Annotated in this window: 16 protein-coding genes; 5 read left to right on the plus strand and 11 right to left on the minus strand. The window is 56.1% G+C overall.

Annotated elements, in window-relative coordinates; genetic code table 11:
- Window positions 1–359 precede the first annotated feature (359 nt).
- Window positions 360–728, plus strand: coding sequence for a DNA recombination protein RmuC (gene rmuC / locus VEV40_RS04060; protein WP_324830424.1), 369 nt, complete (start codon window positions 360–362; stop codon window positions 726–728).
- 179 nt (window positions 729–907) lie between these two features.
- On the opposite strand, the gene VEV40_RS20660 is transcribed toward rmuC, so the two are convergent.
- The 11 genes from VEV40_RS20660 to VEV40_RS04115 form a co-directional block, all read right to left on the minus strand.
- A complete protein-coding gene (locus tag VEV40_RS20660) occupies window positions 908–1,279 on the minus strand; it encodes an N-formylglutamate amidohydrolase (protein WP_414637794.1) in 372 nt (123 codons plus the stop codon).
- A 153-nt stretch (window positions 1,280–1,432) separates the two neighbouring features.
- Complete coding sequence (gene rapZ, locus VEV40_RS04070; RefSeq protein WP_324830361.1) at window positions 1,433–2,401, minus strand: RNase adapter RapZ; 969 nt, start codon at window positions 2,399–2,401, stop codon at window positions 1,433–1,435.
- A gap of 47 nt (window positions 2,402–2,448) precedes the next feature.
- Window positions 2,449–3,129 (minus strand): ribosome hibernation-promoting factor, HPF/YfiA family, encoded by a 681-nt coding sequence (gene hpf, locus VEV40_RS04075; RefSeq protein WP_324830362.1) that lies wholly within the window; start codon window positions 3,127–3,129, stop codon window positions 2,449–2,451.
- 40 nt (window positions 3,130–3,169) lie between these two features.
- Window positions 3,170–4,891 (minus strand): RNA polymerase sigma-54 factor, encoded by a 1,722-nt coding sequence (locus VEV40_RS04080; RefSeq protein ID WP_324830363.1) that lies wholly within the window; start codon window positions 4,889–4,891, stop codon window positions 3,170–3,172.
- 126 nt (window positions 4,892–5,017) lie between these two features.
- Window positions 5,018–5,746, minus strand: a complete 729-nt coding sequence (gene lptB / locus VEV40_RS04085; RefSeq protein ID WP_324830364.1) for an LPS export ABC transporter ATP-binding protein — start codon at window positions 5,744–5,746, stop codon at window positions 5,018–5,020.
- Window positions 5,747–8,092 carry an LPS export ABC transporter periplasmic protein LptC gene (gene lptC, locus VEV40_RS04090; protein WP_324830365.1) on the minus strand — a complete coding sequence of 782 codons (2,346 nt, stop codon included), beginning with the start codon at window positions 8,090–8,092 and terminating at the stop codon, window positions 5,747–5,749.
- Window positions 8,093–8,120: 28 nt separating this feature from the next.
- Complete coding sequence (locus VEV40_RS04095) at window positions 8,121–8,735, minus strand: hypothetical protein (protein ID WP_324830367.1); 615 nt, start codon at window positions 8,733–8,735, stop codon at window positions 8,121–8,123.
- A 20-nt stretch (window positions 8,736–8,755) separates the two neighbouring features.
- The gene (locus tag VEV40_RS04100) at window positions 8,756–11,284 is read right to left on the minus strand and encodes an ABC transporter permease (protein ID WP_324830368.1); all 2,529 of its coding nucleotides are present in this window, start codon (window positions 11,282–11,284) and stop codon (window positions 8,756–8,758) included.
- A gap of 11 nt (window positions 11,285–11,295) precedes the next feature.
- Window positions 11,296–13,797, minus strand: coding sequence for an ABC transporter permease (locus VEV40_RS04105; protein WP_324830369.1), 2,502 nt, complete (start codon window positions 13,795–13,797; stop codon window positions 11,296–11,298).
- Window positions 13,798–13,821: 24 nt separating this feature from the next.
- Window positions 13,822–16,383, minus strand: a complete 2,562-nt coding sequence (locus VEV40_RS04110; RefSeq protein ID WP_324830371.1) for an ABC transporter permease — start codon at window positions 16,381–16,383, stop codon at window positions 13,822–13,824.
- Window positions 16,384–16,540: 157 nt separating this feature from the next.
- Window positions 16,541–16,849 carry a Dabb family protein gene (locus VEV40_RS04115; protein WP_324830373.1) on the minus strand — a complete coding sequence of 103 codons (309 nt, stop codon included), beginning with the start codon at window positions 16,847–16,849 and terminating at the stop codon, window positions 16,541–16,543.
- 69 nt (window positions 16,850–16,918) lie between these two features.
- Between VEV40_RS04115 and VEV40_RS04120 the strand changes: the two genes are divergently transcribed.
- From VEV40_RS04120 to VEV40_RS04135, 4 genes are all read left to right on the plus strand, one after another.
- Window positions 16,919–18,508 (plus strand): DHA2 family efflux MFS transporter permease subunit, encoded by a 1,590-nt coding sequence (locus VEV40_RS04120; RefSeq protein WP_324830374.1) that lies wholly within the window; start codon window positions 16,919–16,921, stop codon window positions 18,506–18,508.
- A gap of 117 nt (window positions 18,509–18,625) precedes the next feature.
- A complete protein-coding gene (locus tag VEV40_RS04125; RefSeq protein ID WP_324830376.1) occupies window positions 18,626–19,171 on the plus strand; it encodes a pyruvoyl-dependent arginine decarboxylase in 546 nt (181 codons plus the stop codon).
- A 97-nt stretch (window positions 19,172–19,268) separates the two neighbouring features.
- On the plus strand, window positions 19,269–20,192 hold the full coding sequence (locus VEV40_RS04130) for a carbon-nitrogen hydrolase (RefSeq protein WP_324830377.1): 924 nt from the start codon (window positions 19,269–19,271) through the stop codon (window positions 20,190–20,192).
- Window positions 20,189–21,238 (plus strand): agmatine deiminase family protein, encoded by a 1,050-nt coding sequence (locus tag VEV40_RS04135; protein WP_324830378.1) that lies wholly within the window; start codon window positions 20,189–20,191, stop codon window positions 21,236–21,238. Before VEV40_RS04130 ends, VEV40_RS04135 begins: the two co-directional genes overlap by 4 nt.
- The last annotated feature ends 21 nt before the right edge of the window (window positions 21,239–21,259 follow it).

Raw genomic sequence — 21,259 nt, forward strand, 5'->3', positions numbered from 1 at the left:
ACCCTGGCGTTCTATTTCCCTGCTCAGGTCCTATAGCTTCAATCGCTTTTAGGAGATCGTGGGTAGGTACGTGATTTCGAGGAAGGCTTGCGGCGACACCTGAATTGCACCGGTTTTCTTCTCGTTTGACAGCTCGATTGCCGTCCCCTCCAGCCGTTTCCCCTAAATTCTCTGCGTAAGCTAGTGTCCAGAAGCGGAAGAATAAGCAGCGCGAAGGGCTCGTCGTCTGATATTCGCCCCTTAATGACCGGATGAGTAGCATGCACAGTTCCTGACATGTTGGTTAGAAAAGGGATAATGCGCTCAAACAACGGCTTCATTGCTATCGCAAGTGATAGGCACTCACAGAACTGAATCGGATCCAGCAGAACTATCGGGTCGTGATTGCCGGTCCGACGACGTTATGGTCGATCCTTAATAGCCTCCAAATGGGCTTTCGAACGCTAGCGATTCAGAAGCTTAGCAGCGAAGTCTGGAACCTTCTTGCCGCCGTAAAGACGGAATGGACAAAATACGGTGAGGTGCTGGATGCGGTGCAGAAGAAGATTCATCAGACATCTGACACAATCGAAAAGGCCAAGGTTCGGTCACGTGCAATTGGAAGAAAGTTGAAGGACGTTCAGGAACTCCCCGCTGGTGATGCCATCACCTTGCTACCGGAAAGCATCTCCATCGAAGACGTGGATCTAGCCACGGTTTCCGAAGAGGAAGAGGTAATAGGGGTGTAGGTCTCCCAGACCGTACATAGTGCTACGAGGAGTGCAACTGGAGAAATTGCTGTGCCATACGTGACAGCACTTGCGCGATTTCAGCGCAGGTTTCATCGAATCGGCTCGACTTCGCTCCAGTCCTCTCGTCCATGTACAAGGCGCGGTTCACCTCAATCATCAGTGCAGCGATGTTCGCGTCACGGCGGTAAAACCTCGCCGGAACGAACGCACCTGCAAAGGGGGCGATTGACAGCGACCGTATATCCGTTTAGCCGAAAGCCCTCGATCACTTCATCGGCGAGTTCCGCCGGCGTGTGGATCGGGTCGGTTCCAACACAGATGTCTGGCCTCTCGGGTCTTTGGTCAAGCTCATACGGCAACAAGTGCGACGGACAGCTGTGGCAGTCAACGACGAGGCAGCGACCATGCCGGCTCGCCGTGGCAACGGCATCGGTCAGGGCAACGTGATGCGAGCGGTAGTAAGCCGCCAGCAGCGCCTCCCGTTCTGACGGAGTTAGGGCGTGCCGTAAGGGCCTTCCGTCGCTGATACTCGTATATACGGCTCCCATTAAAGCCGCATTCCTCGCACGGTGTAAACGCGCCGAATTTCTTACGGCCACATTTGGTATATAGAGCGGTCGTCATACTCGTATTGCGAAGCCTATAGCGAGTACGCATGCAAGGCGGTCATACCGACCCGAGCTATGGATTGTGAAGTCCAATCAAAAGAGCCCAAGCTTTCTCTTTATTCTGTGAGCTCTCCCGAATACTAAGTCGCGATGGGCAGTCTTGACCCGATAGCCCTCTTGTTCAAGTCTCTTGCCAACTTCTTCGGCGATCATCACTGAGCGATGCTGGCCACCAGTACAGCCAAATCCGATCGTCAGATAACTCTTGCCTTCGTGAATATAGTGAGGCAACAGATACAACAGCAGACCTGTGACACGGTCAAGAAATTCCTGTGTCTGCGGAAATCCATTCAGGTAGGCGACCAGCTTCGGGTGCTTTCCTGTGAGCGGGCGGAATTCCGGTTTGAAATGCGGGTTGGGCAGAAAGCGCACATCGAAGACGAGGTCCGCCTCGAGCGGGACCCCATTCTTATAGCCGAAACTCAGCGAGGAAATCAGCAGGTCTTTTCCACTGCTGCCGCTCGAAAATCTCTTCTGGATATGGTCACGCAGCTCGTGGACATTGAAATTCGTTGTGTCAATAATGACATCTGCTACATTGCGGATCGGATCCAGCAGTTTGCGCTCAGATTCGATTGCGCCTGCAACCCTGCCTTCCAGCGCGAGCGGATGCGGACGTCGCGTCTCAGAAAATCGCCGCAGCAGCGCGGCATCAGATGCCTCAAGATAGATAACCTTCGTCACCAGCGTTCGGCGAATCTGCTTCAGGATTGTTGGAAACCGTTCAAGCCCTTGCCCCTCCCGCGCGTCTACTACCAGCGCTGCCCGAGTGGTCATGGCCGATTCACCAATCAATTCGGCAAAACGCGGCACCAGTTCTATTGGCATGTTATCAACGGCATAATAACCAAGATCTTCAAATGCCTTGAGAGCGGAAAGCTTACCCGATCCGGAAAGTCCGGTGATGATGACAAGCGAACGTGCTTCGTCTGCGTTGTGAGCGGACTTCGGCTTCGCCTTCTTCGTCTTGCGGGAAGGCCTGGGCGCAGCTTTTGAGGACATGCGCCCATGCTAGCATTTCGGCGTGTGGAAGGCAGCGGTGAGTGGATTTAAGGCGCTTCGATCAGCTCCATTTTGCCGTCGCGTTTACGGTGCAGGATCTTGACGTTTCCATGATGGTCGCGGAAGACGAAGACATCTCGATCGCGGAATTCCGCTTCTTTCACGGCTTCTTCCAGCGTCATGGGACGCAGCGCTACAGAATCAGCCGAACGGACAACATGCGGCTCCTGAATTGGCGCCTTTGCCGGGAAAGAATGCACCGTGACCGGAAGCACCTGTTTGGAGTGCCCATTGCCATTGGCTTTCTTGGCTGGCGGATCAGGATCGGACGTTTCCTTCTGCACAGGCGCGCGGGCTGCGAGGCGTTTGGGGCGAGCCAATGCGGGCTCGGCGGCTTCTTTTTCCTCTTTTGGCTGGCGCTTTTTGGCGTGGAGCTTCTTCTTGCAGCGGACAGCCTGCGTCTCCGCCTTTTCGAGAGCAGCGCGCAGCGCTGTTTCCAGATTGTTCGATTCGGAGGCTGCAACGATGTTGAGCAGCCGTGTTTTGATGGTCACTTCGGCGGTTTGCCTGTATTTCTCTGCCGTAAGGACGATATGCGCGCCTGTGGTCTTACCCAGGATCTTTACGATGCGCTCAAGAGATTCTTCGGCGATCGTGCGTAGGTTGCGGGTAACGGTCACCTGCCTGCCTCTGTACTCAACCTGCATGGTGAAAGCTCCCTTCTTCACGAAGTACTTCGCCGACTCCGGCGAAGACCGTGATTGTACATCAACCGCGAACGCGGCGTTGATGAGTGCTGGGAATCCGCATATCTTCGCGATATTTGGCGACAGTCCGGCGGGTTACATCGATGCCCTGCGACTGCAACATGCCCGCAATCAGATCATCGGTAAGCGGTTTACGCGGGTCTTCATCTTCGATAAATTTCTTCACCTTACGCTTTAATAACATGAGTGGAGTGCTTGATCCTTCAGGGCCATTTACGCCTTCGGAAAAAAAGAATCGCAGCTCATAAACACCTTGCGGTGTGTGGACATATTTGTTGGATACGGCGCGGCTCACTGTGGATGGATGTACGCCGATTTCTTCGGCGACTTCCTTGATCATCATGGGCTTCATAGCATCGACGCCCTTTTCCAGGAAGTCCGCCTGCCTCCGGACAATGGCTTCGCAGGTGCGCAAGATGGTGTTCTTACGCTGTTCGATGTTCCGCATCAACTGGATGGCGGACCGATATCTCTCCTTGACATAGTCCTTGACTTCCTTTTCGGTGCCATCCTGCGTGATCATCCTGCGGTAGCCCTGATTCAGGCGAAGGGAGGGAAGATCTTCCTCATTCATGACGACGACGTAGTCGTCGCCGCGTTTTACGAAGACCACGTCCGGCTCTATGAGGCGCGCGTCGACACGGTTATAGCGCTGACCAGGCCGCGGGTCGAGTGTGCGAATAAAGTCGACGGCGTGTTGTGCTTCTTCCGACGATCTTCCGAGCGTTTTTGAAAGTTCACGCAAGTCCCGCTTTTGCAACAGAGCTAGATGTTTGTCCACAATACAGTGTGCTGCTTCAAAAATTCCTGCTCGCTCCAACTGACCACTGAAATCTCTGCTAGACCCATTGGCATTATCGGCTGTTGGGCAGTGGGCTGGCTCGTCATTCAGCAGAGATTCCACGACATTGACTGCGACCGCGCCATTCGCATGCGTGGAACGGTGGTGACGCTTATTCTCACGCTCATGGATCAACTCTAACTCGCGTTGCTGGGCGCTGATCTGAGCAAGCAGGCATTCGCGTAGATCTCTGGTGGCCACCCCGATTGGATCTAGCTGCTGGACCACCTTGAGGGCCGCCGTCAGGTGCCCATTGGCACGTTCTGCCAATGGAATCGCGATATGGGAAGTGTGTGCCTGTTCGGAATCCAGGCTCGCGTGTCCATTCTCCTGCTCAGGCAGCAGTTGTTCCCGCAGATATCCTTCAAGTAATTCCTCATCTGTAGCTGTTAAATAGCCATCTTCATTAAGGTTGCCGATGATGTATTCGGCTGCGTCACGAATGCCAGGAACGAGGTTCAATGACCCCAGCTGCCAGAAAAGATGATCGCTTAACGTGCTGGGCTGAGAGAGAAAATTCTCAATCGAGGGTTTTTCCGTAATTTCAAAGCTGTTAGGTGTGCGGAAGCCTGGGTCGAGATAATCCTGAAAATAGGAGCCGAAATCGATCTCGTCGAAGGGATCTGCTTTTTCACGGGTGGCTTCGGCCTGCTGCGCTTCGACCGGGCGGTCCAGCATCTCCTCGCGACCGGCAACATCGTCGAGTAGCGGCACATTCTCTTCAAGTTCTTCAAGGATAGGATTTTCGGCGATCTCCGATTGAATCATCTCCTTTAGCTCAAGCTTGTTCAGCGCCAGCACGCTGACCATCTGCATCAGGCCGGGCGTGAGTATCTGCCGCTGAGAAACTTTCAAGCTGAGTTTTGGTTGAAGTAGAGCCATTCCTGCCTGCTAACGAAGTTGCCCTCAATCGGGGGATTTGCCCCTAGTCTACACGCATCCGCATACAGTCAAACAGTGCTGGAGTCCTGCCAGCGGTCTCGCCCTAAACGCCAGAATCCGTCCGGATCAATTCAACGAGAAGCCTTCCCCTAAATAAACCCGTCGCACTTCGGGATCGTTGCCCAGTTGCTCCGGCGTTCCGTGGCGGAAGATGCGGCCTTCGTTGATGATGTAGGCGCGGTCCGTAACCGACAGCGTTTCGCGAACGTTATGATCTGTAATTAACACGCCGATGCCGCTGGCTTTCAGGTCGTAGATGATCTCCTGGAGGTCGAGTACCGCAATGGGATCGATTCCCGAAAAGGGCTCGTCCAGTAGGATGAAAGACGGCTGTATACAAAGGCAGCGGGCAATTTCGACGCGGCGGCGCTCGCCGCCGGAAAGGGCATATCCTCGTGTTTTGCGGATGTGACCCAGATTCAATTGGTCAATCAGCTTTTCCGTGCGTGCCCGGCGCGTTTCGGCGGAAATGGACTGCACTTCAAGCACGGCAAGAATGTTTTCTTCGACGGTCAGTTTACGGAAAACTGACGGCTCCTGCGGCAGATAGCTGATGCCATATTGGCGGGCCCGGAGATACATAGGGACACGCGTGATGTCGGCGCCATCTGCGAGAATTCGCCCGGAATCCGGCGCGACCAGGCCAACAATCATGTAGAAGCTGGTGGTTTTTCCGGCGCCGTTCGGACCAAGAAGGCCGACGACTTCTCCTTGCGAAATTTCAAGGCTTACGCCCCGAACTACTTCCCGGCCTTTGTAGGACTTGCCTATCTCGTCGGTTGAAAGCTTCTGCATCTATTTGGGAGCCCGCGTTTTTGTGACTGCGGCAGACTGCCCTCCACTCACCTCGACGCTATCATTCTGGTCATTGAAAATCAACGCAGCTCCAGTGGTTGTACCACGCGCGGCATCTGTGATGCGCGGCGGGCCCGTTGCCGTGCCGGTCAGCACATAGCGTCCGTTTGCCGATGTGTAGACCAGCTTCTCGCCTTCGCCCTTCCTGCTCGGCTGGGTTAACACGACATCGCCTTCGGCGACGATTTTTTCTATCTGTGAAGAAGCGTCGCTTTGACTTTGCGTCTTTTGCTGGACTGCAGGACGAAGGAAGAACTGGGCATCGTCGGAACGAACCACGCCATCCGGCGCAACAGCGACTACGTCCCCGTCAAAGTCGCCACGCCTGTCCTTGTCAGAATAGACAAGCGTATTGCTCCTGACTCGAATCACGCCCGGCTGCCGTTTTGATCCCATGGCTGAAGATATGGTGGTATCGACCGCATGGTCTTTGCTGTCTCCATCGCCGTGCGCCTTAAACGTCTGTTGTGTGCGCGACAGTTCGACAACAGGAGCTGAAACTACATTGGGGCCTTGCCACATCCTTACCTGTCCGTGAAAAACGCTGTCGCCGCTTTTGTGCTGTAAATCCGCTTCCGAAGCAATGATATGAACCGGACCCTGTCCGCCGAACATGGAAGCCGCAGGAGCATTCTGCTGGTTTGCATTGCGGAGATATGTTGCCTTCACATCCCCCTTAGCCGTCGCATCGCCTGTATCGCGGTGATAATCAACCGCCTGCGCTGTGAGATCAATCTCTCCATTGTTGATCCTCGGATTGCCCGTCAGATGCAGCACGTGGTCAGAAGCATGGTATTCAGCGCGTTTGGCGGTTGCATGTAAGGAGGATTGTACCTTTGCGCCCTTTGCCGGCGTTTGCGCCAGCGAGACATTTCCCTCCTGCATCGCTGTGTCGATCTGCGCCGCCTGCATAGGAAGCGTTGTGCGCGACTTGACCTGACTTGAAGTCGGATTTTGTGGCACAAACGTTATTTGAAGCGAATCGCCACTGCTCGTATTAGTAGACCCGTCCTGCGTCACGTCTACAATTTTGGTGTGCCCTGAGCCGTCCAATTGCCGAATAGCATGCCCATTGTCCAGCGTTGCCAGCAGTTGATCCGCGCGGATGGTGGTGCTCTGGTCCGGCCCTTTTGACGAAATCGTGCGCAGTGTCGCAACAGCATTTCCCGTGGCCAATGCTTTTTGAGCAACCGCCTTTTTATCCGGGCCGGTCGTGAAGTCGATATCGAGCTTTGACGCTTCAACCTGCCGGGTCGCCGAGCCGCGCGGATCGTTGCCGAGCTTTAACCGCTGATCGACAAAGCTGACGGCATCACGAAACTGCGCGTGTTTGAGCGTTGCATCAGGACCAAAGGTCAGCGTGCCCTGAACCGCGTTTCCGTGCATGGCTTGCATGTCGTCTTTGGCAACGAAGTTGACGCCCTTGTCCAAGATTGCCTGCGTGGGCTGGCTCTTTTCATCGAGAGCTATATTCGCCATCTGCGATGTGGCTTGCGCGCCATTATCGAGCACAGTATGTACGTTGCCTTGAGCGTCAATGCGCTCCGCCGAGCCGTCCTGACGGAAATACACAATGGCCTGCCGGGCCGTGCTGCGCTCGTTGCGGAATTCGGTTGCCGGGTTCAGCAAAAATACCTGCCGCGCGTCGCGCAGTAACTGCGCATGGCTAGCACGCACAATGGTGGGCGCACCGTTGGTGCTGGTGGTCAATTCCACCTGCTTGTCGAGGACAAGAACCCCTTGCTTTGAGTCAAAGCTGGCGCCTACCGCTTTGCCTGCGGCCTTCGGCAGTTGAAATTCAAGTGGCTGATCGGTTGTCGCAATTCCTGTCTTCTGGTTGAAGACGAGCCCGCTGGCCTTTACATGGATGGCGCCGGTGCTTCCCTGCTGCGGCGATTGAAGGTCGATCTGCACTTCACCCTGCGCCGAAGCGATGCCGTTTTTCTGGTCGTAGTCGAAATCACTGCCGGAGACGTGGTCTTCACGGTTCGTTCCTGGAGGGCCATAGAGCGTAATCGCCACATCGTGCAGCACAGCATGTCCATTGTCCTTGAATTGCACCAGCTTCGAGGCATGGATAGTGAAGATCGTGTGCCCTTTTTCTGATTGGGAATAGGTAAAGCCGTTCGCCGTCTGCTGGATGTTAATTCCCAGCTTACCGGGCAGGTCTTTTGCGATATGGCGGATGCGATAGCGCGCATAGATGAGGAAACCGCCCAGCACAACAACCAGCAGGCATGCCAGCGCAACAATCAGCAGCCGCAGCCTCTTGATGGTCATGCGCATGGAAGTATTGTCTCAGGACGCCGGTACGTTAGTTCACCTGCTGCAAACGCGCAATCAGCTTCTGGGCCAGGCTTTCGCCTGACTCCGACCACAGCAACCGTGACGAGATGCCGCAGTGCTGCTGCACGCCATTGGTGAAGTCCACCAGCATCTGCACGTTTTGTTTGACGTGTTCCGTGGCCTCGACGTCAAGGTCGACGCCTTCCTGCAGAAACGGCGTATCGGTGCCTAAATCGACGCGTATTTGTCCGTTCTGCTCGTAGGAGCTTTCGTCGAATTCCGGGCCGTATCCTATGATGCGCACTGCACGCGGTTCCTTGCGCCAGACGGGCTCGAGACCGCCGGCCTGCTCCTGTGCCCACAACTCCCAGGTCAGCTCAAGCTCGTAGGCAAAATCATCATGCAGCATTTCGAGCGCGGCAGGCACAGCCTGCTCCGGAGCGGCGGCTTCCGGCTCGTCGTCATCATAGACGCGCTGATAGGCCGGAGCCTCATTCCATGAAATGGGATAAGCATTCGCTGCCCGCACCAGTCCCGAGCCGCCAACAATAGTGAACTGGCGTATCACGCCCAGCAGCGCAGGCCCGAGTGAAGTCAGGCGAAAGTTGGGATACCACAGGCTTAGATACAGTTGGTCAGCCATCTTGTTATTGTAGATGGCTTTCACTCCGCCCGAAGCGCTTCCATTGGATCGACGGATGCCGCGCGCCGCGCGGGGAGATAGCCGGCAGCCAGCATGACCAGTACAAGCACAAAGTCTGCAAGCAATTGCAGCCAGATCGGCGCGGGATGCAAACCGCCGCTATGCTGAAGCAGCCCGACAGCCGCCCATGACAGGGCCGAACCTGCCGCAAGACCCGCAATCGCCAGCATGCCAACCTGGCGCAGCACCAACACGGAGATATTGCTCTTGTCCGCTCCCATGGCGATGCGAATGCCAATTTCCCGCGTCCGCTGCGCCACGGCAAAGGCCAGTACGCCGTAGAGTCCTATGGCGGCCAGCGTGAGCGCAAGCCCACCCATGACTAATGTCAACAGGCTCATCAATCGTGTCTGTGACATTGCGCCGTCAATATGCTCGCGCATGGTTTCGAGGCGCGTTACCGGAAGATTGTGGTCGATGCCGTGCACGATAACGCGCACTGCTCCAGTGAGCTGCGCCGGGTCTCCGCTGGTACGGACAAAGAACGTTGCCGGGCGACTGCGGCTGTAATGGCCACCCGCAGCGGATGTCTGAGCATAAGGCAGATAAATAAACGGAACTGATGGCGGTGTATCAAGATTTAGCGCATGGATCGTTGGGATAACACCGACAATCTGAATATCGGGCTTGATGTTGTCGCCTGCGCCGAATGCAAATTGCCCGCGCAACGCCTTCTGCAAGTCTCCCTGGAAGTAGTGCTTCACAAATGCTTCATCAACGATGGCTACTCTTTGCGAGGTCGCAATATCACCATCTGTAAATTCGCGACCTGCGAGCAGAGGAACCTGCATGGTTGAAAAGAATCCGGCGCTGACCCAGTTGTTATCGGGGGTTGGGTCGTTATCGCCAGCAACATAGTCAGCGACAGTGATATTGCTCCCGCTTTCATCGCCTGTGATCAGGCCTTCCCTGGCATAGACCACACTGCGTACGCCAGGCTGGCGCAAAATCCCATCGTGGATACTCGCGTAATCGTTCTGTGTCTGCTCTCCTGTTTTACCCAGGGCCGAAGAATCCACCTGAAAGGTGAGGACATGATCGGTACGGAAACCATGATCGACACCTCGAAGCTGATACAGTGCCCAACTGAAGACCGTTGCGGTAGCCAGCAGAGCAAGGCTCAAAGCAATCTCACCGCTTACGAACACATTCCGCAGCCAGCCGCCTCTTCCGGAAACGGCGCCAGTTTGCCCATGCAGAGCGCGCAGAAGGTCAACGCGCATGCTCACCAGCGCAGCTGCCAGGCTGAACAGCACACTTGTAATAATCCCCGCCAGCGCGCAAAACGTAACAGCACGCCAGTCCATTGGCAAAGACAGCAGGTCGTGCATTGAACTTGTCGCCGGCACAAACTTCAACAACAACTTCTGGCCCATCTGCCCGATGCACAGCCCTGCGACAGCTCCCGCAACTCCTAATAGCAACCCCTCTGCCAAAACCTGCTGAAAGATTCGCCGGCGATTCGCCCCAAGAGCGCCGCGGAGCGCCAGTTCGGCATGTTTGCCGGCAGCCTTCACCAGGAGCAAGTTCGCCACATTTGCGCAAGCAATTAGTAGTACCACCAACGCCATTGCCTGCAGGGCTTTTATCGGATTGCCGAGATGCCGTGCTAAGAGAGAAATACCGCGTGCTCCGTCTGTGACGGAAAGATGAGTCTTGAGCCAATCTGTTTTGTCACCAATATGGTGGCTCTGCGAAGTCAGCGTGTCACGCCGCCAGTTCCACCACAACGTGTTCAGTTCCCCTTCGGCCTGGACGCGCGTCGCGCTGGGCGTCACTCTGCCTACAATATTGAGCCAGCGATCCAGCGGATTGCCTAGCTGGTCTCCATGTCCGATGTCCAATTGGGCTTGCATCGTGATGGGCAGAAAAATTGCCGCGTGATTGTCGTCCATCAGGCCGGTGTGCTGCACAACGCCAACGACGGTGACAGGCTCTCCGTTGACCTGAATGACCTGATTCAGGATGGACGGGTCGCTGCCGAACCGGCTGCGCCAGTAGTCTGCGCTTAACACGGCAACAGGATTAGGCGCATGGTAGACGTCATCTGCGGGTGTGAGCAATCGGCCCATCACCGGCTTGAGTCCCATTACGGCAAAGTAGTTGCCACTCACCAATTGCATCATGTTCTGGTCCGCGTCTTTTGCGGTCACAATGCTTGCAGGCTGAACAGCCGCAGCGGCAAGTCCTTGCAGCAAATGATCGCCATCGCGCAACGTCTGATACGCCGGATAGGCAAAATAAAGCGTGTTGTCGCCGCCATAGCTGTTTAAGCCACCTGTTTCATATATGGAGTGCTCTTGCAGCATTACCAGCTCGCTCGGTTTTTGGACAGGAAGATTGCGCAGCAATACCTGATTGAAAACCGTAAAGACAGCCGAATTCATGCCAATCCCCAGCGCCAGCGTTAGCACCGCCGTCAACGCAAAGCCCGGAGACTTTCTCAATTGCCGTAATGCATAGCGAAGATCATTCCAGATGGTTGCCAACAGGATTCTCCCTATTCCGTTCTCAACGCCTGCATGGGCTCAATCGAAGCCGCCCTGCGCGCAGGCAGGAGCGCTGCCAGAGACGCGACGATGCCGATCATCAGAACACCTCCGAGATATACCAGAGGATCAGCCGGTGAAACGCCGAAGAGTTGGTCATGCAAAGTGCGGCTTAGGAGAAATGCTATCGGCAGCGTAATCAATATTGTTCCGGCGGACAGCAGTAGCACTTCTCGCAGAATGAGCCTGGCTACTGTAAGCCGCTGTGCTCCCAGCGCCATGCGGATGCCGATCTCCCGAGTCCTCTGCGCGGTTGAATACGCGAGCACGCCATACTGGCCAATACCCGCCAAGAATGCCGCGAGCGCGCCAAAGACGGAGGCCAGCATCGCAATCATCCGCTCGGTACTGATGGTGTCGTCAATCTGGTTCTGCAAGGTGCGCAGGTCATCTACAATCAGCTTCCCGTCGATGTGCTGCACGGCTGCTCGGACCTCGTTTGCGGCAGCTGTGGGCGCCTGCCATGTGCGCAGATACATAGTAAGATATGTCGGCTTTTCACCCTGCACAAATGGCCGGTACACAGTTGGCCGGACCTCATCGCGCACAGTCGTGTGTTTTGTATCGCGCACAACGCCGACAATCGCTGTGTCGGTTACAGGGCGTCGGCTCCGGCTCACGTGATGTCCCAACGCATTCAGCGGCGAGCCGAAGTACTTGCGGGCAAACATTTCATTCACAACAGCCACTTTCTGCGCTCCGGCTATATCGGCTTTGGTAAAGCCGCGACCTGCCAGAAGCGGGATGCCCATCGTCGAGAAATAGTCCTGACTTACCCACGGTACTTCGGCGTCCACTTCTTCATCCGGCTTTGGAGTGTATCCGGTGATGTCCATACTGCCATTTACATCGTCATCGGCCAGTTCGGGATCATTGGTTGCTGCCACGCCGCGCACGCCCGGCAGCGTCGCGAGCGCATCAAGCACTCTCACTTCGACCGCTGCAACAGAATCACCCTGATAACCCGCCATCTCAGGCGAGAGGTCGAACGTAAGCAGATGGTCGGTCGCGAACCCGGGATTTACGTTATGCAGATTCTGAATTGTGCGCATAAAAAGTCCTGCGCCAACCAGCAACAGCAGGCTGAAGCCAATTTGCAAAGCCACACAGCTTCTACGGAACTTGAGCGATCCGCTCGTGCCCGTGCCGCTCTGCTGCTTGAGTGAATCCACCAGATTGGGTTTCAGAAATTGCACCGCCGGCGCAAGACTGAACAGAATGCTGACGACCAGCGTTATGCCTAATGCGAAGGTCAGAATGTCAGGATTGAGCGTTGCCGTAAAAGGCGTATCGGTAAGGGTCGTCGAAAGCCAGGCAATCAGCCCACGAGCCATTTGGGGAGCGATCAGTATGCCTAACGCCGCTCCCCCCAAACCAAGCAGCAGGCCTTCTGTAAGCAACTGGCGGACGATGTCGCCCGTGCGCGCTCCCAGCGCATACCGCATGGAAAATTCACGCACGCGGCCAGCCGCTCGCACCAGCAGCAGGCTGGCCATGTTCACCGCCGCCATTGCGACCACGAGCAGCACCATACCCATCAGGATCTTCAGCGGTGTTTCTACATCCTCGCGCATCGGCGAGAAGCCCTTTGCCGCATCGACAACGCTCAGGTGTGATGTGGCCACAAATTTCTCGTGCTCGCGTGCCGATTGGTCGTGCAGGTCCTTAAATTCCATCTCGCGGAGCGAAGTCCACAGTGGATTCAATGCGGCCTCAGCCTGCTTCGTTGTGTGACCGGCTGGCAGGCGTCCGATGATCTTGAGCCAGATAGAACGCCGATCTGTAAGATCATTGTCCGGAGCGATGGTCTTCTGCATTGTCATCGGAATGAAGACGCGCGGACGGTCGCCCCACACTGCGCTTTCAAAACCGGGTGCAACCACACCGACCACGGTAAACGCCGTGCCATTAAGAGCAATGGTCTGCCCCACGATGGTTGGGTCTTCGTTAAACCGTCTCTTCCAGTAATCAAAACTAAGCACGACAACCGGATTGGCTCCCAGCGCCGTCTCGTCGCTGTTGGCAAAGAGCCGCCCGACGGCAGGCCGCACGCCGAGTACATCAAAATAGTTGCCGCTCACGATCTCCGCGGGCACAGCTTCGGCGCTGTTGTGCCAGCTCACCCCGGCGCTGCCGACCGCTGTCGCAATCAGCCCATTAAAGACCGAGGTCTTATCGCGCAAATCGCGATACATGGGATACGAGAAATACGGGTGCGCGCCGGGATGGTCGCCGCCCTGCTCGTTGACATGCCCGCTGTTCTCTCCGAAAAACCGCAGCAGGACCAGTTCCTGCGGGTTCTTCACAGGAAGGCTTTGCAGCAGCGCCTGATCGAAGAGCGTGAAGATTGCCGTGCTCGCGCCAATCCCCAGCGCCAGAGTCAACACCGCTGTTACCGTGAACCCCGGAGATTTTCTCAGTTGACGCAACGCATAGCGCAGATTGGCTAACATATGTCACTCCATTCGTTACAAACTTCATTCCGAGCGCAGGGCCTGCATCGGCTCTACGCTTGCTGCTCTCTGCGATGGTGCGACAGCCGCCAGCAGAGCGGCCAATCCCAGAAGAGCAGTTGCTCCAATCAGAATCAGAGGATTCCAGGGCTGCACGTAGAACAGTTGGCTGGCCATCGCATGTCCCGCCCCAATAGCCGCGGGAATTCCAATCGCAAGTCCAATACCTACCTGCAGGAATGCACCCCGCATGACCATCTTCACTACTGAAAAACGATTCGCACCCAGGGCCATGCGAATGCCGATTTCGTTCGTGCGCCGTTCCACGGTGTAAGCAGTCACCCCATACAGCCCAACGGCAGCCAGCACCAGCGCCAGAGCGCCGAAGAGCGATGTCAACTTCGCCATCAATTCGTGCTGTGAAAAATCGAAGGCAAGCGCGTCGTCATAGCTTTTGATGTCGGTGACGGTCAGATTGGGATCGATCTCGGCGAGCGCTTGCCGCACATTAGTCTCCAGTCCTGGAGGATTTCCCGGCGCCCACAGCACGATGTTGCCTAGATAATGCGAGCGCGTTTCGCCATTGATAGCCCCAGGCGTGTCCCACTGGACCGTCTGCGCTTCGGGTACGAAATACATCGCATCGATTGGTTTCTTCATGTCCCAGGGTATGTAACGAATGTCCGCCGCTATCCCGACAACCTCGAAATCCCCGGCGTGTTTCATCTCTGTCTCGCCGAAATGTTTACCCAAAGGGTTCTCACCCTTGAAGAACTTTTTTGCGAATGCCTCATTGATGACTGCAACTTTCCGGGAAGAAGCGGTGTCCTGCTCTGTGATTGGCCGGCCCATGATCATCCGGGCTCCAATCGTATCCGAGAACCCCGGCATGACGCGCACATCGTTCGACGAGGAGTTGTCGCCTTCGCGCGGCTCGGGATTACCTTCTACGCGTATAGAAGTGTTCCAGTTGTCGCCGCTCATAGGCGCCCATTGAACAATGCCCACGCTCCGCACTCCGGGAATGCGCTGCAGCCGCTCCTGTATGCGTTCATACAGCTTTTCAAGCTGGTCCACTTGGTAGCTGGTAAGCGGCCCATCTATCCACGCGATAATCCGGTCTTTTGTCTCAAAACCTAATTTCTGGTGCTCCATATTGCGCAGGCTTTGCGACAACATCACCGCCGCGCTCACCAGCACCAGCGAAATCGCTGCCTGTGTCACCACCAGCGCTTTCTGGGGCAACGACGTCTTCCCCGCAACCGAACGGTTCGCACCTCTAAGCGCATCGAGCGGCTCGGCGTGCGAGCTCACCCATGCAGGCGCAACACCGAAGCAGATTCCCGTCACCAGCGACACGCCCAGCGCAAACAAAAGCACAGGCAGCGAGGGCGACGCTTCAATCGGCACCGAGCTGATCGGGTTGATAAATACGAGGCGCAAAATCAGGCTCGTTCCCGCATACGCAATCAGCAGCCCCGCTAACCCACCAAGGATGCCGATCAGCACGCTCTCCACCAATGCCTTCTGCACCATCCGCATGCGCGACGCACCCAGCGCGAGCCTAACCGAGGTCTGCTGCCTACCCGCCATGCCGCGCGCCAGCAGCAGGTTGGCCAGGTTGGCGCAGGCAATCAGCAGCACGCATCCTGCGGCAATCAAGAGCAGCACCAGACTCTCCTGATAGTCCTGCCGCATCGACGTCACCCCGGCGCCGCCGGGCGTCAGGTGCAGCGCCTGTTTTGGCAGAAACTGCTTCTCCTGCGGGCTCATGTCTGCAAGGTGGCTCATCTGCCATTCGCGCAGCTCCAGCTTCAACTGCGCTTCCAGCGCCTTCGGATCGGTGCCAGCGCGCACCCTGCCGATAATATCGAGCCAGTTAAGATTCGCTCCCTTCAACATTGAGCTTGCTTCCTGAAGATAAGGTTCATCCGCCAGGGGCATCCAGAAGTCTGGAACGCCGAAACTCCTCAGTTCACCGCCAAAGAATCCCGGCGGAGCAATCCCTACGACAATGAATGGCTTATTGTTGATCTGGAAGGTAGAGCCAATGACTGACGGATCGCTGCTGTATTTCGTCTGCCATACGCGGTAGCTCATGACCGCAACCGGTGATGCACCTTCGCGGTCATCATCATCCGTCAGCATCCGCCCAGCCCAGGCTCCAATTCCAAAGGTACGGAAGTAGTTGCCGGAGACAAACTGCCCAAGCCTTGGCTCGGCGGACTGCTGGTTGCCTGCGCGTCGTACGCCAAGTGTATTAGAGCCGGCCTGAAAGGCAGCCAGGTCAGAAAAGGCTGGCGTGTGGTCTCGGAACTGCTTGTAAAGCTCGTAATTGAAGATCGAGAACTCTTCCCACTGCGTGTACCCGCCCCACATGCAGCAGTGCACCTTGTTGCCGATGCGGTAAAGTTCTTCGGGTTTCGTCACCGGCAGTGACTTGAGCAACACTGCATGGATAAGAGTGAAGATGGCGGTCGTTGCTCCGATGCCGAGCGCCAGCGTCAGCACTGCCGTCAAGGTAAACCCCGGCGACTTTCTCAGTTGGCGCAGCGCATAGCGCAGATTGCCGAAGATCGATGACATGGCGCAAACACCCCCGCCTAGCCATCAGCAACCAATCTGCCAATCGCAATAACCCGCAAGCTGCTCAATTCATGTGGTTTCGCAACGTGAATACTTGTCTGGAATGACGCAACTCTGTCCGGAATCGTTCATGCTCTGTTCGGAAACGGACACCGCTTTATGCCTCGAAATCGAGTTCCAGAGGCTCGATCAAGGGCATCAGCCAGACCAGCAGTTTCTGGTGCGCTGGATGTGAGCCATAGGCTTCAAAACTTGTCTTGTCTGAGAATTTCATCACGCCGCCGAAAGTGTATCCCTGCCCGCGCGGGGAGTCATTTCTTCCCACGCATGTTTCAAGAAGTCCGGGAATCTGCCCCTGAAGATTTTGAATCTCATGGACGGCGCGTTCCATCTCTTCTCTTTTGGCTTCAGGTTTCCAGCGAAAAGCAAAGCAATGAATATACATATGCGCCATCTTAAAGCACATGTGCCGCTGTTAGTCTGACGTTGACCCAATACAAATTTTAATCTCCCCGGAAACGAGCAACGGTAAGGCGTGCCCGACCACATCGACTATCACAACTCGAAGCCGAAGCATAATCCCTGGCTGGTTGCGCTCACGGTCACGCTGGCAACCTTCATGGAGGTTCTCGACACCTCCATCGCCAATGTTGCGCTGCCGCACATGGCGGGGTCGCTCGGCGCCAGCCAGGAAGAAGCGACGTGGGTGCTTACCAGCTATCTGGTTTCGAGCGCTGTGGTGCTTCCCATCTCCGGATGGCTGGCCACGCGTTACGGACGCAAACGTTTCTACATGACTTGCGTGGTCGTGTTTACCGTCTGCTCGTTTCTCTGCGGCATTGCCCAGTCGCTGCCTATGCTGATTCTTGCCCGCGTGCTGCAGGGCGCTGGCGGAGGCGGCCTCGCCCCTAGCGAACAGGCCATCCTTGCCGACACTTTCCCGGTGAGCAAGCGCGGGCAGGCCTTCGCCGTTTATGGGATGGCCGTTGTCGTCGCTCCGGCCATCGGCCCTACTCTTGGCGGCTGGATTACAGACAACTTCACCTGGCACTGGATTTTCTTCATCAACATCCCCATCGGGATTCTGTCGATCTTCCTCAGCCAGCGAATGGTGGAAGACCCGCCGTATTTGAATGAACAACGCAAGAAGGCCGGTCCGGTCGATACTATGGGCCTGGGCCTGATCGCCATCGGTGTAGGCTGCCTCGAATTCGTACTCGACAAAGGGCAGGAAAAAGACTGGTTCGGTGACGGCAAAATTACGACGTTCTTCATTCTCGCGATGTGCGCGCTGGTGGCCTTCGCCATATGGGAGTGGCGACACGAAGATCCGATTGTCGATCTGAAGCTGCTTAAGAACCGGAATTTCGGGACGGCCATCTTTCTGCAGTTCATTCTCGGGATGGTGCTCTTCGGCTCGACTGTTCTCATCCCGCAATTCCTACAGGTGCTGATGGGATACACAGCCGAGCAGGCGGGCATGGCGCTTTCACCCGGCGGCTTCATCCTGATGCTGATGATGCCCCTTGCAGGACGCCTTATCGGCAAAATGGATGCGCGGCTGCTGGTCGCCATTGGATACGCAATTACGGCGCTCGGCCTCTACAATCTCACCCGCCTCGATCTTGAAACCAGCTTTGGCACTATCGTGCTCTGGCGCATGTTCCAGGTCTGCGGCCTGGCCTTCGTCTTCATCCCCATCAGCACGCTGAACTACGTCGGTGTTCCTTATAACAAGAACAACCAGATTTCCAGCTTCTCCAACTTCGCGCGTAACCTGGGTGGCAGTGTGGGCACGGCCCTGCTTACGACCTTTCTGCAGCGGACGCAGCAGACACATCAGTCCGTGCTCGGCGCCAATGTTGTGGCGGGAAGCGCGCGCTATTCTCAGTTCATCGACGCCACTAAGCACTCCCTGATGCAACTCGGTCAAAGCTCTGACCAGGCCGCGCAGATCGCTGTCGGCCACGCTTATCAGGTGCTAGTGCAGCAATCTTCCATGCTGAGCTACATGAATGCCTTCTGGTGGCTGAGTGTTATTATCGCCTGTCTGATTCCTCTGCCCTTCGTCATGCGCAAGCCGCCGGCGATGAGAAAGCCTCCAGAAGAGGCCATGGGGCATTGACTGGACATGCACAAATCTCAATCTTCCGTCGAAATTTCTCCCGAATCTGCCGTATCATTTTTCCTGCATCCAAACACAAAGTAAGATCCCCGGAGGAAATCTGAATTGGGAAAAAGCATGGTCCCGAAGCGGCTGTTTTTCACCAAGGGCGTTGGCAAGCACAAGGAACGCCTCACCTCCTTTGAGTTAGCGCTCCGAGACGCTGGAATCGCCGCACAGAACCTGGTTCGCGTGTCATCGATCTTCCCACCGCAGGCCAGGCTCATTCCGCGCAAAGAGGGCCTGAAATATCTTTCTCCAGGCGAAGTTGTCTTTGCCGTCGTCGCCGAAAACTCGACGCGCGAACCGCACAGGCTCGTCGCATCGAGCATCGGCGTCGCCATTCCCAGCGACCGCAATACCTATGGCTACCTGAGCGAGCACCATAGCTTCGGCGAGACCGAAGAACAGGCTGGTGAATATGCAGAAGAGCTGGCTGCTGAGATGCTTGCTACCACACTCGATGTAGACTTTGACCCCGACAAAAGCTGGGACGAGAAGAAGGAAATTTACCGCATCTCAAATAAGATTGTGCGGACCGCAAACGTCACCCAATCGGCCATCGGCGACAAACACGGACGCTGGACAACCACCATCGCAGCAGCGATTTTGATTTTTGAATAGAATTTAAGTGAGAAATCGAGGCGCGGGCCAAAGTGCCTGCGCCTTTTCTCTGTCCTTAAACAAACATTTTGTAATGTGTCGTTGAAAGAGAATTAACATGCCCTCCAATCCAAGCTACCGAATCGGGTTGGTGCAGATGTCCTGCACGCCCGACCCAGACGCGAACCTCGACAAGGCAGCGGACCGCGTCCGCGAAGCCGCTCGCGAAGGCGCCAACGTTGTCTGCCTGCCCGAATTGTTCCGCGCTCAGTATTTTTGCCAGCGCGAAGATATTGCCCTCTTCGATCTCGCTGAGCCGATTCCCGGTCCCAGCACCGAGCGCCTGAGCGTCATCGCCCGCGAGGAGAAAGTCGTCATCGTCGCTTCCCTCTTTGAGCGTCGCGCCGCCGGACTTTATCACAATACTGCGGTCATCATTCAGCAGGACGGCTCGATTGCAGGCCTTTACCGCAAAATGCACATTCCCGACGATCCGCTCTACTATGAAAAGTTTTACTTCACGCCCGGCGACCTCGGCTTCAGAGCATTCGATACGGCCGTAGGCAAAATCGGCACGCTTGTCTGCTGGGACCAGTGGTATCCGGAAGGGGCGCGCATCACGGCGCTGCAAGGCGCAAACGTGCTCTTCTATCCCACGGCCATAGGCTGGCATCCGGCAGAAAAAGAAGAATTCGGCACAGCGCAGTATGAAGCCTGGCAGACTATCCAGCGCGCTCATGCCATCGCCAATGGGGTGTTTGTCGGAGCTGTGAACCGCGTAGGACACGAGCAAGGCGACGTGCGAGGCAATCGGGTCGAAGGTCTGGGGCTTGAATTCTGGGGCGGTTCTTTCATCGCTGATCCTTTTGGCCGCATCATCGCAAAAGCATCGCACGACAAGGAAGAAATTCTGATCGGCGAAGTCGATATCCGCTCGATAGAAGGCGTGCGCCGCAACTGGCCGTTCCTGCGCGATCGCCGCATCGATGCCTATTCACCCATTGTCCATCGCTTCCTTGATGCGACGACGCTGGAGAAATGATGAGCACGCCGAGAGACCACAATTACCGTATGCCCGCCGAGTGGCATCCGCACATCGCCACTTGGATCGCGTGGCCGCACAACGCTTCCGACTGGCCGAGAAAATTCGCGGCCATCCCATGGGTCTACGCCGACATCGTTCGCCACCTTTCCCGCGTCGAACTCGTTCACACTCTCGTCAACGATGCAGCTGCCGCCAAGCGCGCGCGCAATATCCTCCAACGCAGCGGCGCAAATATTGCCAACATCTATTTCCACCAGTGGCCCACTGATCGGGTCTGGACGCGCGACTCCGGTCCCATCTTTATCAAGAACGAAAACTCAATGGCCATCACTAATTGGAAGTTCAATGCCTGGGCGAAATACGATAACTGGCAACTTGATAACGAAGTCCCCAATAAAATTGCCAAGGAACTCAGTCTCCAGCAATGGACACCGATGATCGGAGAGCACCGTGTTGTGCTTGAAGGCGGATCGATTGACGTGAACGGAGCAGGTACGCTTATCACAACCGAAGAATGTCTCCTCAGCACAGTCCAGCAGCGCAATCCTGGCATAAGTCGCGAGCAGATGGAACAAGTTTTCCACGACTATCTCGGCATCGACCAGGTCCTTTGGATGAATCACGGCATCGCTGGTGACGACACTCACGGCCACGTCGATGACATCACCCGCTTCGTCAACGAAAACACCATCGTCACCGTCGTTGAACCAAACCCCGCCGACGACAACCACCGGCCGCTCGCCGAAAACCTGGATCGCTTAAAATCAGCCCGCAATCTACAAGGCGAGCCTTTCAACATCGTTGAATTGCCCATGCCTGCGCCTGTCGTCTTTGAAGGGCAGCGTCTACCAGCAAGCTACGGGAATTTCTACATCGCCAACGGACTCGTCCTCGTGCCTACCTTCAACGACGGGAACGACCGCAAAGCCCTAAGCATCCTCGCCGACCTGTTCCCCACTCGCGAAGTCATCGGCATCCACTGTGGCGATTTCATCTGGGGACTGGGAGCTCTCCACTGTATGACGCAGCAGCATCCTGGGTAGGCAGAAGTGGCATTAACTTGC

This window comes from Alloacidobacterium sp., assembly GCF_035631355.1.
Lineage (GTDB): Bacteria > Acidobacteriota > Terriglobia > Terriglobales > Acidobacteriaceae > Alloacidobacterium.

Excerpts from the sequence above, each read along its gene's own strand:
- VEV40_RS04135 (WP_324830378.1), top strand. The coding sequence starts at position 20,189 with ATGATGAGCACGCCGAGAGACCACAATTACCGTATGCCCGCCGAGTGG.
- VEV40_RS04125 (WP_324830376.1), top strand. The coding sequence starts at position 18,626 with ATGGTCCCGAAGCGGCTGTTTTTCACCAAGGGCGTTGGCAAGCACAAG.
- lptB (WP_324830364.1), bottom strand. The coding sequence starts at position 5,746 with ATGCAGAAGCTTTCAACCGACGAGATAGGCAAGTCCTACAAAGGCCGG.
- VEV40_RS04095 (WP_324830367.1), bottom strand. The coding sequence starts at position 8,735 with ATGGCTGACCAACTGTATCTAAGCCTGTGGTATCCCAACTTTCGCCTG.
- VEV40_RS04115 (WP_324830373.1), bottom strand. The coding sequence starts at position 16,849 with ATGTGCTTTAAGATGGCGCATATGTATATTCATTGCTTTGCTTTTCGC.
- VEV40_RS04105 (WP_324830369.1), bottom strand. The coding sequence starts at position 13,797 with ATGTTAGCCAATCTGCGCTATGCGTTGCGTCAACTGAGAAAATCTCCG.
- VEV40_RS04110 (WP_324830371.1), bottom strand. The coding sequence starts at position 16,383 with ATGTCATCGATCTTCGGCAATCTGCGCTATGCGCTGCGCCAACTGAGA.
- lptC (WP_324830365.1), bottom strand. The coding sequence starts at position 8,092 with ATGCGCATGACCATCAAGAGGCTGCGGCTGCTGATTGTTGCGCTGGCA.
- VEV40_RS20660 (WP_414637794.1), bottom strand. The coding sequence starts at position 1,279 with ATGGGAGCCGTATATACGAGTATCAGCGACGGAAGGCCCTTACGGCAC.
- rapZ (WP_324830361.1), bottom strand. The coding sequence starts at position 2,401 with ATGTCCTCAAAAGCTGCGCCCAGGCCTTCCCGCAAGACGAAGAAGGCG.
- VEV40_RS04130 (WP_324830377.1), top strand. The coding sequence starts at position 19,269 with ATGCCCTCCAATCCAAGCTACCGAATCGGGTTGGTGCAGATGTCCTGC.
- VEV40_RS04080 (WP_324830363.1), bottom strand. The coding sequence starts at position 4,891 with ATGGCTCTACTTCAACCAAAACTCAGCTTGAAAGTTTCTCAGCGGCAG.